At 68.6% G+C, this 15,842-nt stretch carries 10 protein-coding genes; 4 read left to right on the top strand and 6 right to left on the bottom strand.

The window, feature by feature from the left end; genetic code table 11:
• Positions 1-741: 741 nt before the first annotated feature.
• The 4 genes from AC07CM_RS34000 to AC07CM_RS34015 form a co-directional block, all read right to left on the bottom strand.
• Positions 742-1,710, bottom strand: coding sequence for a TniB family NTP-binding protein (locus AC07CM_RS34000; RefSeq protein WP_478880388.1), 969 nt, complete (start codon positions 1,708-1,710; stop codon positions 742-744).
• An 83-nt stretch (positions 1,711-1,793) separates the two neighbouring features.
• The gene (locus AC07CM_RS34005) at positions 1,794-3,944 is read right to left on the bottom strand and encodes a Mu transposase C-terminal domain-containing protein (RefSeq protein WP_478880329.1); all 2,151 of its coding nucleotides are present in this window, start codon (positions 3,942-3,944) and stop codon (positions 1,794-1,796) included.
• Entirely contained in the window at positions 3,941-4,837 is an 897-nt protein-coding gene (locus AC07CM_RS34010) for a TnsA-like heteromeric transposase endonuclease subunit (protein ID WP_478880330.1), read from the bottom strand. The genes AC07CM_RS34005 and AC07CM_RS34010 overlap by 4 nt, the downstream gene beginning before the upstream one ends.
• Before the next feature lie 173 nt (positions 4,838-5,010).
• Positions 5,011-6,405, bottom strand: a complete 1,395-nt coding sequence (locus AC07CM_RS34015) for a DNA-binding protein (protein ID WP_478880331.1) — start codon at positions 6,403-6,405, stop codon at positions 5,011-5,013.
• A gap of 404 nt (positions 6,406-6,809) precedes the next feature.
• On the opposite strand from AC07CM_RS34015, the gene tap reads away from it, so the two are divergent.
• A complete protein-coding gene (tap, locus tag AC07CM_RS34020) occupies positions 6,810-9,059 on the top strand; it encodes a telomere-associated protein Tap (RefSeq protein ID WP_478880332.1) in 2,250 nt (749 codons plus the stop codon).
• A gap of 9 nt (positions 9,060-9,068) precedes the next feature.
• Entirely contained in the window at positions 9,069-9,626 is a 558-nt protein-coding gene (tpg, locus tag AC07CM_RS34025) for a telomere-protecting terminal protein Tpg (protein ID WP_478880333.1), read from the top strand.
• 222 nt (positions 9,627-9,848) lie between these two features.
• Here the strand turns inward: tpg and AC07CM_RS34030 are convergent, their stop codons facing one another.
• Positions 9,849-11,267, bottom strand: coding sequence for a helicase associated domain-containing protein (locus AC07CM_RS34030; protein ID WP_478880334.1), 1,419 nt, complete (start codon positions 11,265-11,267; stop codon positions 9,849-9,851).
• Positions 11,268-11,387: 120 nt separating this feature from the next.
• Positions 11,388-14,339, bottom strand: coding sequence for an NACHT domain-containing protein (locus tag AC07CM_RS34035; protein ID WP_478880335.1), 2,952 nt, complete (start codon positions 14,337-14,339; stop codon positions 11,388-11,390).
• A gap of 84 nt (positions 14,340-14,423) precedes the next feature.
• Between AC07CM_RS34035 and AC07CM_RS34040 the strand changes: the two genes are divergently transcribed.
• Complete coding sequence (locus tag AC07CM_RS34040) at positions 14,424-14,633, top strand: hypothetical protein (protein ID WP_164494633.1); 210 nt, start codon at positions 14,424-14,426, stop codon at positions 14,631-14,633.
• A gap of 292 nt (positions 14,634-14,925) precedes the next feature.
• Positions 14,926-15,834: a tyrosine-type recombinase/integrase gene (locus AC07CM_RS34045; RefSeq protein WP_478880336.1), complete on the top strand. Its 909-nt coding sequence runs from the start codon at positions 14,926-14,928 to the stop codon at positions 15,832-15,834.
• Positions 15,835-15,842: the final 8 nt, after the last annotated feature.

A 15,842-nucleotide genomic window follows, 5' to 3' on the forward strand; every position in this document is an offset into this window, starting at 1 on the left:
GTCGGGGGCGAGGATCAGGTGTATCTGTTTGGTGGTGGCTATCCGGTACTGGGTCAGTATCGCCAGTGCGAGGCGGTCGCGGTTGCCTGTGTGGGTGTCGGTCATCGCCGGGTGTTCCTCATGTACAGGGCACCGTCCTTGTGGGTGCCGCGTGTTCGGCGTAGGCCATCAGATGGCCCCGACCGGACTGTCGACCATGAGGGCTCGACCACGGCCACGGATCGACAACGCCGCTGGGAACCCCGCCGTGGACCGTGCCGACAACCCGTCCGGCAACTGTCCGTACCTACCTGGCGCCTGACGACGTATCCGCAGGTCACCACGCCTCTCAGACGTGGTCGGCAGGCCGACATCCCCCTCTGCACACCCCCACGCTTGCCAGGCTGCAGGAAGAAGAGAGACGAGGCCGAACGGGATGGGTGGTGTGCGTCGGGGGAGTGGGGCGTCTTGCTTCTTGTTACGCGTCGTGTCGCTGCGGCGGGGGGTAGTTGGTGTGTGGGGTGATGTGTGAGCTGTGGTGTTGGTGGTTGGTTGATAGCCCGGTTTCTTGGGGTGTGGGGGGCCTGATCTGGGGTTGTGGGGGTTGTAGTGAGAGTGGCCCTCTTGTTGTAGGTAGCTTCTGTGTCTAAGGGGTTGGCTGCTTTTTTGCCTGGTCAGAGGTGTTTTGCCTGGTCGGCGTGGGGGTTCGTGGTAGCGGTCTGTTTCGCTGCGGGGAGGGCTCGCCGTCCCGTGTCTGGTTGGTCAGCGGGTGCTTGTGGGGCGCATGTGTTGTTCGGCGAGGTGGTCGAGGCGGATGGCTTCGAGGGATGCCTTGGTGATGCGTTCTGTGCCGTCTTGGATGGCGGTGATGGCGGCTTGGCGGATGAGGCGGGTGAGGCTTCCGATGCGGCCGGCGGTGCGTTGGTGGAGGTAGGCGTGGTGGCGGGGGAGGGTGCCGGGGCGGTGTGAGGTGAGGTCGAGGGCGTTTTCGAGGTCGGTGATGAGGTCGGTGAAGGGGTGGGTGCGGCCGTGGCGGGCGGGGAGGGGGCCGCAGGTGATGAGGGTGGCGCGTCCGGCGAGTTGGGCGCCGCGTACCCCGCTGAACAGGGGTGTGGTGGTGACGTTGATGCCGGCGTAGACGAACGTCGCGGCGATGCGTTCGGTGAGGTCTTTGAGGAGGTCGGCTGCTTGGGCGCCGGTGGTGGTGCGGGGGTTGAGGCGGTGGATTTCGTCGATGAGGACCAGGCGGGTGCCGGCGGCGTTGTAGGTGTGGCAGACCGCGTCGGTGATCTGGGCCTGGGTCATCCGGGTGGTTGTGGGGATGCCGAGGTAGCGGGCGAACTCGGCGGTGAGTGTCTTTGCGGTCGCGCCGGGCGGGACTAGGACGTAGGCGACCGGGACCTGGGGGTGGGCTGAGCCGGGTGGGATGGGGTTGCGTTGGGTGTGGGCGAGGTGGCAGGTGCGTCCGACGTGGAGGAGGGCGGTGGTTTTCCCGGCGGCTGCGGGGCCGGTGACGATCAGGCTGGGGCGTGCCGTGGTGGTCTGGTGGCGGCCGAGGATCATCAGGGTGCGCACTTGGCGGGCGAGGGTGTCGATGGCGGGGGTGCGGACGGTGACGAACGCGGAGTGGTAGGCGAGGCGTTCCTCGCGACTGCGGGGCGCCTCGCCGGGCTGGGGCGGGGCGGGCGGAGGGGTAGTGGCGAAGTGTTGCCAGCCCTGCCAGGTGGTCACCGGCCAGGGCGGCGCCGCTGGGTCTGCTGCGTCGGTGGTGAGTAGGCGGTCGTGGCTGTTCTTTCTGGCGGGTGGGTGGCTGTTCACCACTTCAGGGCCTCCGCCTGTGCGTCGTAGAGCCCGAGGCCTGTGTAGGGGAGGGCGGGCGAGCTGGCGTCGCCTTCCTCAGCGTCCTGGTCCAGGCCTTGGGTTTCGTCGGGCGTGTCGTCGAGATGGTCGAGGCTGTCTGTTTGGGCTGTGGGCTCTGCTGCACGGATCTCCGATTCCTGCTCTGTATGGCCGGGTGCGGAGCGTGGTGGGGGCAGGGGGGTTCTGGCGGGTGTGGTGCGGGTGATCAGGCGGTGTTCGGTCGGTGTGGCGTGTCCGGTGCGGGCGCGGCGCATGAGCTGGTCGAGGGCGTCGGCGAGTTCTGCTTCGTGGCTGTCGGGGTCGGTGTGGCGGGTGATGGTGGTGCGGATGTGCTGCCAGGTCTGTTCGTTGAAGGGGCGGTGGACGTGGGCGCGGTGGATCCAGGGGATCTCGGCGAGTTCTCCGTCGGGCAGGCGCAGCCAGATCTGGCGTGCGTCGTGGGGGTTGGTGTGGACTTCCCATTTCCCGCCGCGGGCGGTGATGGGGGAGGGCTGTCCGCGGTACGGGCCGAGGGCGTCGCAGTCGTAGGTGCGGTGATGGAGGCGGATGCCGCGTTCGGTGATGGCCTGCCAGCGCACCGGCAGCAGTTCGAGGTAGTCGTCCCGGGTGAGGGGCACCGGCACGTAGCCGGCGACCGAGATGAGGGCGGCCCACATCTGGTTCGGCGTCAGCGCGGCCTTGGGCAGGACGGGATGGCGCAGCCCTTCGTGGGAGCGGTGGTGCCAGTGGACGAGCCATTCGTCGAGGAGATCCTGCAACTGCGCGACGGTCAGGCATGCCTCGCGTTCGGCGTCGCGGCCGCGGCGGGTGATGTCGGAGCCGGTGTAACCGGGCAGGTGCTGGCAGAACAGTGAGTTGATCGAGCCGAAGGTGCGCTCGACGATGCCCTTGGCGGTGGGAGCGAAGGGCGGGGCGGGCTGCACACTGATGCCGAGGGTCTCGCAGGCGGCGGTGAACGTCCTGGACAGGAACACTTTGCCCCGGTCGACGACGATCGTCTCGGGCACCACGACCGGGCGGGCGGCTGCGCACTCGAGGCGTTCGTCCAGGGTCAGCAGCCGCTTGTGTGCGGGCAGTTGGGTGTGGGTGAAGCGCAGGGCGTCGGGCCAGGTGGGGCGGGCTGGGTGGGGCACGGCCATCTCGGCCAGGAGCAGGGCCGCGTCCACGGCCTGTGTGTCGCCCGGGCACAGCACAGCGGCCAGGATCGCGCGCGTCGCGACATCTACCGCGATAGTCATCTCGGGTCGGCCGAGGGTCCCGTCGTCGAACAGGGCGAGGACGTCCAGGCGGGTGGTGTCGATCTGCACCTGCTCCCCTGGCCGCAGTGCGACGGTAGGGGTGTGGCCGCGTCCGTCCTCGGTGATGGGCGGGGTGCGCACGGGGCGTGTGGGATGGTCGGCGGGGCCGGCGAGCTGGTGGATGAGCCGGTAGAAGGTGGCCTGCGCCGGCATACGCACGCTGCCGCCGTGACGGTCCTGAAGGACCTGCGCGACCAGCGGCATCAACGCGCTGACGGTGCCCTTGGAGCGGCCCCGCTGCTTGCGCAGCACATCTTTGACTGCGGCGACCACCCTCTCGTCCTGCCGCCCTGAAGCACTGGGGCCACGGGTGGTGCGGTGGTCGACGAGCCCCCACAGGCCCTGCTTGCGGTAGGCCAGGCGCATGCGCTGCACCGTCGTACGCGACACCCGGGCGAAGCCGAGCGCGGTCAGCTCCTCGGCCTTGGCCTGCTCCCGCTCGGCCAGCGTGTGCTGTTCGGGGTCGTACTGCTCGCGCACGGCTCCGCCGCTGCCGGGCCCGCCGGGCAGGCCGCACTCGACTTCCCTCACGTGCCGCTGCCAGGCCAGCGCCTTCTCCCGCGCCGCGGCCGGGGCGGTCTCGAACAGCCCCCACCGGGGCACCGCCTGAGGCTGTTCCACGTCCGCCTGCGCTCCCAGCACGGCGAAGCCCGGGTCGGCGAAGAGGTGCCCCGTCAGCAGCGTCTCATCGCTGCCGTCCTCGCTGGCCAGATGCACACGCTGTCCGGCCAGGGCGACGACCTGCCACCGCGACCCGCGGAAGCGGACATGCGCCCCGACCGCCACCACCGGCCGCCCGCTGCTCACACCGCCTCCTCATGCCGGGCGCCGGCCTCATCGCCGCCTGTGTCCGTTTCCGCGTCCTGCGCGGTTTGACTGATGTCCTGGGCCTCCTCGTCATGGCCGTCCTCACCCTCGCCGGCGTCTTTCCGAAGGCGGCCGACAGGCACCCCCGCACCGGCATCGAGGAGGGAGCCGGGGCCGACCAGGACGTGTTCGTGCAGCGGTGTATCCAGGTCTGTTGTCAGCCGTCTGTGCCAGAGGGCGTGGAAGACGGCGGGGAGGACCTCGATCGGGTCGCCGGCCGCTTCGGCGCCTTCGATCAGCGGCCGCGGCTGGGTGAACTCCTCAAGGACTGCCGCCGTCAGGCCGGGGCGGCCGGCGTTGCGGGGGTGTCGGTAGCCGGCCAGCCACTTCAGGTTGGCGGCCAGCACCTCATCCAGCGGCGCAAGCCGCTGGTAGGTCCAGCCGATGTGCGCGCACGCCTCCGCGACGGCTTCGGCGGAGTTGAGGGCGCGCTCGCCGCCGGCGTCGGGGTGGCTGGGGCAGTCGGCCAGCAGGGCGGTGCCGTCGGTGTAGCGGGCGAAGAGCTGCGGCACCCAGGAGCGGACCTGCCCGCGGGGGTTGCGCCACAGCAGCCGGACTGGCCGTCCGGCCAGGGCGGTCACGCGCGGGTCGCGGTCCAGGGCCATCAGCTGGATACGCATCGCGTTGGAGCCGGCGGCCACGTGCCGTCCGGTCGTGGCCGACCACCACAGCCCAGGCCCCCAGCGCCGGCCCGGGATCACCGGGAACGCGGACACCGGCGGCAGGTCCTCGAAGGCCACCGCCAGGGCGGCGTCCGCCCACCGCTGCTGGACCACCTGGCCGACGGGGTCGAGGAAGACCGCCTCGAACTCGGTACCGCGACCGGCCGTCACCCGCCTTGCCCGGCTCCCCGGCCCGGCTGTACCTGCGTTGATCACCTGCTTCAGCCAAGCCGTATCCACGTAGGGGCACCGTGGGTTCCGGGATTCCTGCCCCGAACGGGTACCGCGTGCGCTAACGGTTGACGCGGCCTTTGGTGGGCGCCCCGTGCTCCCCGGCCGGTTCTTCAGCCGCCGTCTTCCTGGCCGGCTGTCAGCATGTTCATCAGGGCGTCGGGAGGCATTCCCGCCCACTGGGCGACTTCTTCCAGGGGCATCCCGGCGTTCGCCGCGACCAGGGCGGTTCGCCGCCAGGCATTGTCGATCAGGGCGGCGCTGTGGCGCAGGGTGCGCAGAAGCTGCTGGGCGACGTCGGCGGTCGGGCCGGTCTGCACGCCGCGCAGCTGCAGCAGCTGTTCCTCGGCGCTCTCGATCGCGCTGGTGATCAGCGCCCGCTGCTCGGCGGGCACTACCGCGCGCCACATCCTCCCCGAGCCGGGCGCCTTCTTCTCCTTGCCCAGCACCCGCAGCTGTCCGGCCATGGTGGCGGGCTGGTTCTCCTGGCGCACCCACCAGGGGTCGTTGGCGTAACCCGGTGGCCCGCCGGCGCCGCGGCGGATGCGGATGACAGCGCCCATCCAGGAGGTCAGCGAGCCGCCGTAGTCGGTGGCGGCCAGTGGCCCCAGCCACTCCCGCCCGATCCGCTGGCCGAGCCGGCGGCAGAACGCCCCGTCGGCGGGCAGCGCCCGCGGCCGTCCGGCGCCGCTGTCGAGCCATGCCAGCTGGGCCATGGCCGGGTCCAGCAGCGCGTCCGCGACGGCCACCACCTCGGGGAAGACGACCGCGTCGCGCCCCACGATCCGCCACCGCTCCAGATCACCCCCGGCGTCGCCGCCCGCGACCTGGTGCAGGCGCTGCGGCCAGATCGTCTCCCGCTCCCAATGCAGGGCCTGTTCCCACCATCGGGCCACCACCGCGTGCGCCAGCGCGAACACCCTCTCCGGCTCTGCTCCGGCCCGCACCGCCCGCCGGGCCACACCGGCCCACCGCCGCTGCGCCGCGGTCACCTCCGGCAGGTGCCGCACGTCCAGATGCTCGTGGGGCTGGTCGGCGTCCGCGTCCAGCTGCCACCGCCCGTGCCGGACACACACCCGGGACCAGAGCGGCGCGTACCGCACCACCCGCACGACCGTCCCCGTACGCACGGCGGCGCACAGGCGGCAGCCGAACGCCACCGGCCCGGCGACCGCCCCGCCGATCCGCCACGCCGCCGCCGGCACTCCGTCTTCTTCGGCGAGTAACTTGGCGTCCTCCCGCGCCCAGGACGGCAACGCCCGCGCCAGCACGCCTTCCTTGACGCCACACAAGCCTGCCAGGAGCTGCCGTCCGGCTGCGTTCAGCAGCACCTCGGCATCGGCTCGCGCACCCCCGCCGCCGTGCCCGGGCTGGTGGTTGTGCCAGTGCCAGCAGGACCGCAACGCCTTCGCTTCCAGCCCGTAGCGGCTCGCGATGCGGCAGATCAGCGACGAGGTCGTCTCTCCTCGCAGGGGAGCGATCCGCAGGAGGCCGGGGTGATGGGTCACTCCATCACAGTCTCGTGTTCGCCGTCCCGGGCGGGAGCTTTCGCAACGGATGCCCAGGGGATCAAGCAAACCGGATTCCCCGGGGACGGCTGTAGAGAGCTGCCTCGCAGCTCGCTCAAGCCCGTGACCATCTCACCCATGCCCGTCCCCGAGCGTTCTACCACCGCGTTGTGCCGCACAGGGGCCGCCTGCACTCCCAGATCTCTCACACCAAGCCGCTCCCTCCGGCCAGTTCGGCATAGCCAGGACACCACTGCGGATCCTCGACTCAGGACCTGCAACAACCCAGGCCTGAGGACTTCCTTCCGGGGCAACCGCGAACCCTGACTGCCGTTTACGCTATCCGTACGCGTTTGGTACGCGAAAGGTGCGCTTCAGGCTAGGGTCGGGGCAGGAGGTTCTGTATGTCTGAGCTGTTCGACGCGGTCGACGCGCTCATCGCGTCCCGCTCGCCGTTGCCGCCGCCGGCGGAGCGCAGGCGGCTGCGCCTGGCGCATGGCCTGACGCTGGACGAGGTGGCCGCCGCGCTGCGGGTGCGGCGGGCGACGGTCAGTGGCTGGGAGGCCGGCAAGACCGAGCCGCGGCCGCCGGAGCGGGACGCGTACGCCCGCATGCTCAAGCAGCTCGCCCAGCTCTACCCCGCCGACTCCAACTCCGCGGCGCCCGCGACGGACACGGCTGTTCCGGAGACCTTCGTGCACGCTCCCGCCTCGGTTCCGCAAGCGCGGCTCGTATCCACAGCTCCGGCCTCCGAGGCTGCGGCCGTGACGGTTTCCGAGAACCCCCTGTCCCGCCCCATCACCGACGCCGCTGCTCCGGCTGCCGCGTCGCGTCCGGCGCCGACCGCCAGGCCGTTGTCGGCGTCGCGGCGCCCGGCCGCGCGGAAGGCTGCCCCTGCAGGCCCTACGGAGGCCGACACCGATCAGCGTTTCGAGAATGGTCCGTTGGCGGTCGTGGATGTCGACGCGGATGGTCAGGTGTTCGCGTACTGCACGGGCGGTCTGGTCCTGGACGTGCCGGCGAAGTCGATTCCGGCCCTGGTGGAGTGGACGCTTGGTGAGGCGAGGCTCGGTCAGTCGAAGCTGTCCGGGCCGGGTAAGGACGGCGACCCGCTGCTTGTGCTGACCGAGGCTGCGCTGGAGTGCTTCGGCCTGCCCGTCGCCCTTATCGATGAGGAGCGGCTCGCCGGCCGGATCCCGGAGGGCCACAAGGTCATCAAGCAGCTGGGGCGCGCGGAGTGGCAGCTGACGAAGCGGGGGTTTGGGCCGTGGGCGAGGATCTACCGTCCGGCGCAGGGCTCGGAGCGCTCCTGCGTGCAGTTGTGCATTCCGTCGTGGGATGCGCTCGACACCCGGCACTGGGCCAAGGCGGGGCAGCTGCCGCCGGCGGAACTGGCCCGGCTCCTGGGCACGTATGCGGCCCGGGTGATGACGCCGCGTGGGTCGACCGCGGTGACCGGTCTGGAGCTGATGACGGCCCTGCATCCGCCGACCCGTGCCTCCGAACCGGACGCGGACGGCAGGCGGACTTCCGAGCACAACCCCGGCTCGCTGGGTAAGGATCCGGTGGACTGCGCGCCGTGCGAGGCCCCGGACGGGCACCCGCTGCTGGCGGACCTGCCGCGCTTCCACCACCGCACCCCGGCCGAGGTCCTGGTGGAGGAGGCGTACGACTGGGCGCGCCCGCTCACCGACGCCGAATGCCTGCGCCGCCACCTGGTGGGCATCGATGTGAACATGGCCTTCGCCGCCGGCGCGAACGGCCTTAACGTCGGCCTGGGCCCGCCCACGCACGTCAAGAACCCTCTCTTCGATGCGAAGCTGCCCGGCTCCTGGCTGGTCGACCTCAGCCACGTCGACCTCTCCCGCGTGAAGCTCGCCAAAGACAAGTGGGCGGACCTGGACGCACGTCTGCTGCCCAGCCCCTTCACCCCGAAGGGGGAGAACCCGACGGGGCCGGCCTGGTACGCGACGCCGACCGTGGCGTACGCGGTGGAGCTCGGCTACGACGTGCGCCCGGTCGAGGCATACGTCCGCCACGACAACGGCCGTTACCTGGACGCCTGGTACAACCGGCTGCGCGATGCCTACCTCGCCACGATGGCCGACCTCGGGGTGGGCGCGGACCTGCCGCCGGCCGACTTTCTGGCGGCGATGGACGGCTACCGCCGGCGTGACCCTCAGCTGGCGATCGTGGTGTCCGCGATCAAGGCGACGGTGAAGGGCGGCATCGGCAAGCTGCGCGAACGCCCTCGCGGCGAGGGCTGGAAGCCCGGGCAGCCGTGGCGGGCCCTTGCCCGGCCCACCTGGCGCCCCGACATCCGTGCCGCCGTCATCTCCCGGACCCGGATCAACATGCACCGCAAGATCGTCAAGCACGCCGCCTTCACCGGGCAGTACCCGGTGGCCATCCTCTCGGACTGCGCTGTCTACGCGTCCGACGGACCGTCCCCGCTGGACTTCCTGCCCTATAAGGACGGCAGGCCGCTGCCGGGCGGCTTCAAACTCGGCATCAACCCCGGGCTGGTCAAGCACGAGGGCACCCAGAGCGTCCTGTGGGGCGAGGAGGTCCGTGAGCGGTTCGACGCCCCGGAGCTCAACCTCGCCCGGTATATCAAGGACGGCACCGTCACCGACGTCGACAACGGAGAGTAGGAGAGGGCGATGAGCCTGTTCGGCAACGGCCTGGACGCCGCGGTGCAGAAGTCGTTCACCCGCCCGGCGCCCAAGAGCGCGCCCGCGCAGATGCGGTACCTGGTCAAGCAGCTCAAGGGCACAAGAGCCGTCGCCCAGATGCTGCGGATCTCCCAGCGCACCGTCGAACGGTACGTCAAGGACCAGATCAAAAAGCCCCGTCCGGACCTCGCCGCCCGCCTGGAGAACGAGGTGAAGAAGCGGTGGCAGCCGCAGATCCGGGCCAAGGCCCGGCAGCGGGCTGCGACCACCGCCGGCATCGTCATCGACACCCGCGCCCGGATCGGCTACACCGCCCCGATCGGCACCACCGACGACGCCCGCCTCCGCCACCTGACCGTCGCCCTGCCGCCCCAGTACGCCGCCCGTCTCTTCGACGCACAAGCGCAGGGCGCAACCGACCAGCAACTCCAGCAGATCGCCGCCGAAGCACTCAAGGACGTGTACTTCCAGGACAGCGGCCGCCGCGCCGGCAGCCTGGAAGAGGTCCGCTTCACCGCCATCGAGCATCTCGAGTTCGACCTGTAGATCGGGGCCGGGTCGTCGCCGTCGTCCGTCCATGTGACTGAGTGCTTTTAGTCGGCGAGTTCGTGCTTGGGGCGGCGAAACAGAGCGCCATGGTTGGCGGCCCGGGCGACGGGGGGTCACAGCCCGACACGACCGGGACAAAGACTGCGTAGCCTCACGCCGGCGGTTGATCCAAAGGGGCCCGGACCATTTGGGCCGGGCCCTTCGCCATACCTGACGGGGCTATGTCCATCTCATGCCGATCGCGGAGAGCTGCTCCGCCCGCTCGGGTGCCAACGCCGCGGCTCGGGACCTCTGGTTGCTGATCCATGCTCCTAGTCGTAGGTGATGTTCTTCCACCCCCTCGCCCTCGCGGCCGCCGTTCTCGCCGCTGATGACGATGGTCTCGACGTGGCTCCTCGGGACCCGAAGGTGTCCTTCGCGTTGGTAGTACTGGGTGGCGGCCGCGTAGTTCGTCGCCCATTTGTCGGCTTGGCTGCGCCGGGGTTTTGGTCTTTCGTCGTCGGCGGCGGGTTGGATGCCGAGGACGTGTTCGCACATCCATTGCTGGGCGCCTGTGAGTTTGTCCCAGCCCGGCTGCTGCGCGCGTACCCATTTTCCGAGGTCTTCGCCTTGGCGTACGACCATGCGCGGCTCGGTGGGTAGTGTGCCGCCGGCTTCGAGGTGCTGGCGGACGAGGTGGAAGGAGCGTTGCCAGTCGACGGGCCAGGTGGGGCACCATGCGGGGTCGATGTCGTCCAACTGTTCGCGCCGCTCCATCGTCAGCGCCCCGGCCGCCGATGCGGCAGGCAGCCCTTGGGCCTGCCGCTGTTCGCTGACTGCCGCTCGGCGGGCTGCGGCGCGGGCGTTCTTGAGAAAGAGTCCTACGCGGTAGCCCTGGTGGGTGGCGTCGGTTGGTGCTGCGAGGTGCCCGTTTTCGGCTGCCCACGCGCGGGCTGCGGCGAGTCCTTCGTCCCAGGCGACGTCGTAGTGGGACCAGACCATGCCCAGCTTCTCCAGCTGCGCCACGCGGTCGGCGTCCATATCCCCCCGGGCGTAGAAGCGGCGCGCGTCGGCGATCCATTGCCCGAGCGGGAGCGCGGCGAGCGAGGCCGGCCACCCCTCGCCGCCCTCCACCTCCTGCTCCTGGTCGTCGCCACCCGCGGTGGGGACGCGGTAGGTGAAGGGCACCCGCAGGTCACCATGGAGCCGCTGGTAGATGACAGAGGCCTCGATGCCGCGTCGCCAGTGGGCGTGTTCGGGGCTGAGGACGCGGAGGTTGATGAACGCTGCCAGCTGCGCGGGGTCCCGCGGAGTGGAGAACTTCAGCAGCTGCTGGGCCGGCACTGACACGCGATCGCTTCGCTCGCCCGTAGCTTCCTCGTCTCCAGTGAGGGTTTGTACGCCTCGTACGCGGCTTCGGGCCTGTTGCTCGGCGAGCTGCTCCACCACCTGGGTGTCGTGCGCTCTCAGCGCTGTGAGCAGCTTCGCCAACCCGCCGAAAGCGCGGCTGGTGAGCATGTTGTCGGCTGTCTCTCCGGGGCCGAGCAGGACGGGTACGACGAGGGAGGCGGTCTTGCCGTCGCCGGGGTGGATGCGTAGGGCGCGGCCGACGGCTTGGACGAGGTCGGGCATGGAGCCGCGTACGTCGGCGAAGTACACGGAGTCGCATTCGCGGGTGTCGATTATCTAGCAGTAGTGGAGTGCGAGGGACGTTTGTTCTGGTCGCGGCGGCATGGGCGCCGAGGTCGGATCCGGTGCGGGACTTGGCCTGAGGGCGGTTCAGATGCTCGCTGTCCGTGGGCGTGGGTACAGCCCGACTGCTTCTGGGGTGAATCGTTCGAGGCCGGTGACGCTACTTGCGTAGCTGACGGAGATTTCGAGGCCCTTGATCTGACTCAGAGGGGTGATGTCAGTGGTGTCTGACTGCACTCTTTGGCAGTTAATGAAGAAGCGCTGGAGGTTGGGGAATAGGTTCGGAATCAAGTCTAGTTGTGGGTCTGACGGGGATATAAGCCGGAGATAGGTGACGTTTGGTAGGGATACGGCATGCTTAAGGTCGTAGCCAGAAATGCACAGCTCTGTCAGGTGGGGGAGCGTCGCAATTTCTTGCCATGCTGCGTTATTTAGCCCATCAGCTATTGTCAGTTCTTGCAGTTCTTGCCACCTTGAGATGCCACCCAGAGAAGCGTCGGTCCAGCCCAGATTCAAGGATGTCAAACCTTCCGGCGCAGGCACGTCCGCAAGGCTCTCTGACGGTAGGTGTGTATAGAAAGAGAGACTAGTCAGCTCCGGCAATGAATTTAGCGCGTCGAAGGAAAATTCGCGTGGTTGGTTAGTGAGGCTCAAGCTGGTGAGAGAGGTTCCTGCGAGATCTTCAAGGTGTGCTAGTTGCGCGCACTCGGATAGTTCGAGTGTCTTCAAGGCGGGGAGTTTGCGGATGAATTTCAGATTCCTGAGCAAACGGTCTGAGGAGATGTGCAGTGTGTGGGTGTGCTCGGGTGAGAGGTGCTCGGAGATCTGATCTTCTGTAAATTCTCCTTGAAAGCGGATGTGGGTGATGGGTTTAAGGAGTTGCAGCGCGTTGCACTGATCATGGGTGTGTACGTCCATATATAGATGGTTTTTCCCTCGGTAGGGGAGCAGGATGTCGCGGGCGTATTGATCAGCTTCGAAGCGCTCCCATCCCTCACATAGTTCGTGGGGTGTTGAGTCAGTAGGCAGGGACTGCGCGAAGCGGCGGAGGAAGCCGTATGCCTGGTCGCCACCGATGGCGGTGGCAATCTTGATGACTGGACCCACTTCGTCGTCTTCCAGGCCTTGGGGCTCTGGCAGCAGATCTAGGATGCCTGGGCCCAGCGCGGCAAGATCCTCTGCTTCCTCAGAGGATCGGGGAGGCATCAGGACACGCGCTCGCTGTTCGACCAGTGTGCGGGCGTCGGGTGCGATTTCGGTGGCGTACTGCAGGCTGGCGGCTGCCAGAAGGTGGAGTCTGCCCTTGTGTTCGTCGTCGGCATCACCGCGTTCGACGAGGCGGCGGAGTAGATCAGCGCTCTCGGCTGGGCGGGCGTGGGCGACGGCCATGCGGATGACGTCTTCCCACTGGTCGTCGTGGGCGTTGTTGACCAGCAGGGGGAAGTCGTGGGCTTCGATGGCGGCTTTGGCCCCGAGGTAGTCCTGGAAAGTGCGGTGGACGAAGTCGATGGTGTCGGCGGTGGGCTGGCGTAGGAGCCCGCTGCGGCCAACCAGGTGCGTCAGGACCTGGTCGGCAGCGCCCTGCTCGGCTACGGCCTGCATGGCCGGCAGCGCGTCGTTGACCAGAGCTGTGGCGGTGGCCCGTTCCATCTCTGTCTGGCGGTTGCGGATGAGCCAGTAGGCCAGACGCTGCAGTAGTTGGACGCTTTGGTGTTCGGTGAGCTGAATGCCTTCCGGGACGTCGATGCTGCGCTCGAGGTCGCGGCGCACGAGCAGCATCGACAGTGCTGCCTCATACAACTCCATTCGGCTGTGAGGCAGATGACCGCGGCGGTCCCGGTGCAGTGCGCAGATCAGCGCACACATCAGGGGAGTGCTGGACAGCTGCGCCAGGTCACGCTGAGCACGCACGGTGACCTGAAGCGCTGCTTCGAGATCATGCAGATGTGAGTGTTCGGCGTCGGTTGTCGCATTGTGTCGGGCTGCGGTGTGCCAGCGGTGAACGAAGACCGCAGTGTCTGCGGTACTCATGGGCCGTACTGACAGTTCGGTGAAGCGCGACGAAGTCAGCCAGCCTTCTGGAACAGCGGACGGACGCGTCGTGACCACGAAGCGTGTGTCCCTATAGGCCGCCAAGAGCCGCTCGAGCCAGTCGCGCGTGGCGCCCCGATGCTCTTGAGGAACCTCGTCGATGCCGTCGACCAGGACGAGTGCCTCCCCCCTGGCGAGCACGGCATCGGCCCAGCCTTCAGGTTGTGAGGCGGCCAGGGGGCTGCCGAGCGCAGACAGGAAATCGTGCGGATCCGGAAGGGGGCCACGCCTCACCAACGTCCGCAGCGGCAGGATGAACGGAATCCGCCCCCGCCAGTCCGCCAATTCCTCCGGCAGTTCATCGCGCGCCGTGGCGACAGCCAGCCACTGCAGCAGTGTTGTCTTTCCGCTGCCAGCGAGCCCTCGCAGAAGAACCCGTCGGCAGCCGGCCAACGCGTGCTCGGCACGCTTGACCACGACGGACGGCCGGTTCGCCTCCTCACTGCCCGCAGGCCAGTCTTCCGGCCGCTCCGCCAATTCCAAGCTCAAGTACGCCGCGTTGAGCGGCCAGCGCGCACGTTCCGGCCGGCTCAGATCCAGCCCTACGACGGTCAGCTGAGAATGCCGTTCCGTGACGTAGCTGAGGTAGCGCTCCTCGAACGAAGGCTGCACTTTGGGCCGTACCGACCTGCGGGTGGCTTTCCTCGGAAAGCTTTCGCGTACCTGCTGCACGCGGGCGGCGGCGTGGCGTAAGGCCAGCAGGGGGCCCACATCCGTGCCCAGCGCCTTCGCCAGAGCCACCAGCGTGGCCTCGGAGGGCACCATGTGGCCGTTCAGCGCCTGGCTGACCGTTGTCCGCCCCAGCCCGGTCCGCTGCTGCAACCCGCCCATCTGCAGACCCCGCTGCGCCCTGAGGGTACGCAGCCGTAGCGCGAGTTCCGCCAGCGGGTCCTCGTGCACGTCCCCCATGTCCTGCTTCTCCGTCCCCAGGCGACCGTCTTCGTTCATCCTTGTTCGCCCTGAACCCCGGTGAACACCGAAACCGCGAAATTCGCCGAAGTCCCCGTCGTCGGGTGTCCTTGGGAAGAAGGCATGAACACCTCATCTATCCACCTGATCCTCCTGGCCCTGCTTCTGGCCGTCGTCGGTCTCTTCTGCACGCTCGTAGGAGCAGCGGCCGGTCTGCTCGCTCGTATCGACGGAGCCACCTATGCCACCGCTCTGCTGCGCGGTGCCGTGGCCTTCGCGGGCAGTGCCACCCTGTCCCTGGCTCTGCTGACCTTCGTCCTCGCGGTGTTGTGAACCGAGGTTGTTGTCCCACTTCTGCAGACGAGAGCACGGCGCCCGCCAGTGGCGGGCGCTCTTACTCCTCGGCGCTGTGGCCCGGGCAGTGTCAGGGGCGTCGAGGGCAGAGCGGACCTTTATCCATGGGTGGGGCGGTGGGTGTGGTGTGTTTGGGGTGGTTTTCACCTGGTCGTGTAGGAGTTGTCGGGAACAGGCACCGGCCCTCGGCGGGGTTTGGTCTGTTTGGTGGGTGGAGTACAGCTTTGTAGCAGAGCGTTCGGTCTCTCCGGCGTCTGGTGTGGAGCGGTGGGTGGTCGTCGATGCACGTACCTATGACCTGCATGCCGAGGCGTGTGCGTTTTTGGCGGGGTTGCGTAGCAAGGGTCGTTCGCCGAACACGGAACGGGTCTATGCGGGCCGTCTCGCTCTTTATCTGACCTACTGCGCAGGGCACTGTGTCGATTGGTGGCGTCCGGGTTTTATGGCGTTGTCCGGGTTGCAGCAGTGGCTGGTCACCACGCCGTTGCCGGCCCGCGGCCGTCGCTCTCCGTCTACTGCTGTGCCCCGCTACCGTTCGCAGGGCACGGCGAACGCGGTGATGACGGCGGTCACGGACTTCCTGCGTTTCGGGGCGCTCCACGGCTGGGTCCCTGTGCAGACGGCCGGCTTGTTGTCGGAGCCGAGGTTCCTGCGGTTCTTGCCGGCCGGTTACGACGCCGGCGAGCGCGGCCAGTGGCGCCAGGTCCAGGTGCCGGCTTTTCGTTTCCGGGTCAGTGAGCCCGGCTATGAGGACCTGGCCCCGGAGCAGATCCGCAGCATGATCGCGGATACGCCCCGGGCGCGGGACCGTTTCCTCGTCGCGCTGCTCGCCGCGACCGGCCTGCGGATCGGGGAGGCCCTGGGCCTGCGCCAGGAGGATCTGCATTTTTTGGCCTCGTCACGTTCGCTGGGCTGCCCGGTGCAGGGCCCGCACCTTCACGTGCGGCGCCGCACCGATAACCCGAACCGGGCCCTGGCCAAGTCCAGACACTCCCGCTGCCTGCCTGTCACCCCCGACATCGTCGCCTTCTACACCGACTACCAGCACGAACGGAACCAGGTGACCGAGGCCGGCGAGACGTGCATGGTGTTCGTGAACCTCTTCCGCCCGCCGCTGGGCCGGGCCATGACCTATCCGAACGCCAAGAACGTCTGTGAGATTCGGGGAAGCCGTCACTGAGATGTTCG

This window comes from Streptomyces sp. NPDC044061 (assembly GCF_056434305.1).

What these genes read in the sequence shown, in the direction of transcription:
- tap (WP_478880332.1), top strand. Translation starts at nt 6,810, where the DNA reads ATGTCTGAGCTGTTCGACGCGGTCGACGCGCTCATCGCGTCCCGCTCG.
- tpg (WP_478880333.1), top strand. Translation starts at nt 9,069, where the DNA reads ATGAGCCTGTTCGGCAACGGCCTGGACGCCGCGGTGCAGAAGTCGTTC.
- AC07CM_RS34035 (WP_478880335.1), bottom strand. Translation starts at nt 14,339, where the DNA reads ATGAACGAAGACGGTCGCCTGGGGACGGAGAAGCAGGACATGGGGGAC.
- AC07CM_RS34040 (WP_164494633.1), top strand. Translation starts at nt 14,424, where the DNA reads ATGAACACCTCATCTATCCACCTGATCCTCCTGGCCCTGCTTCTGGCC.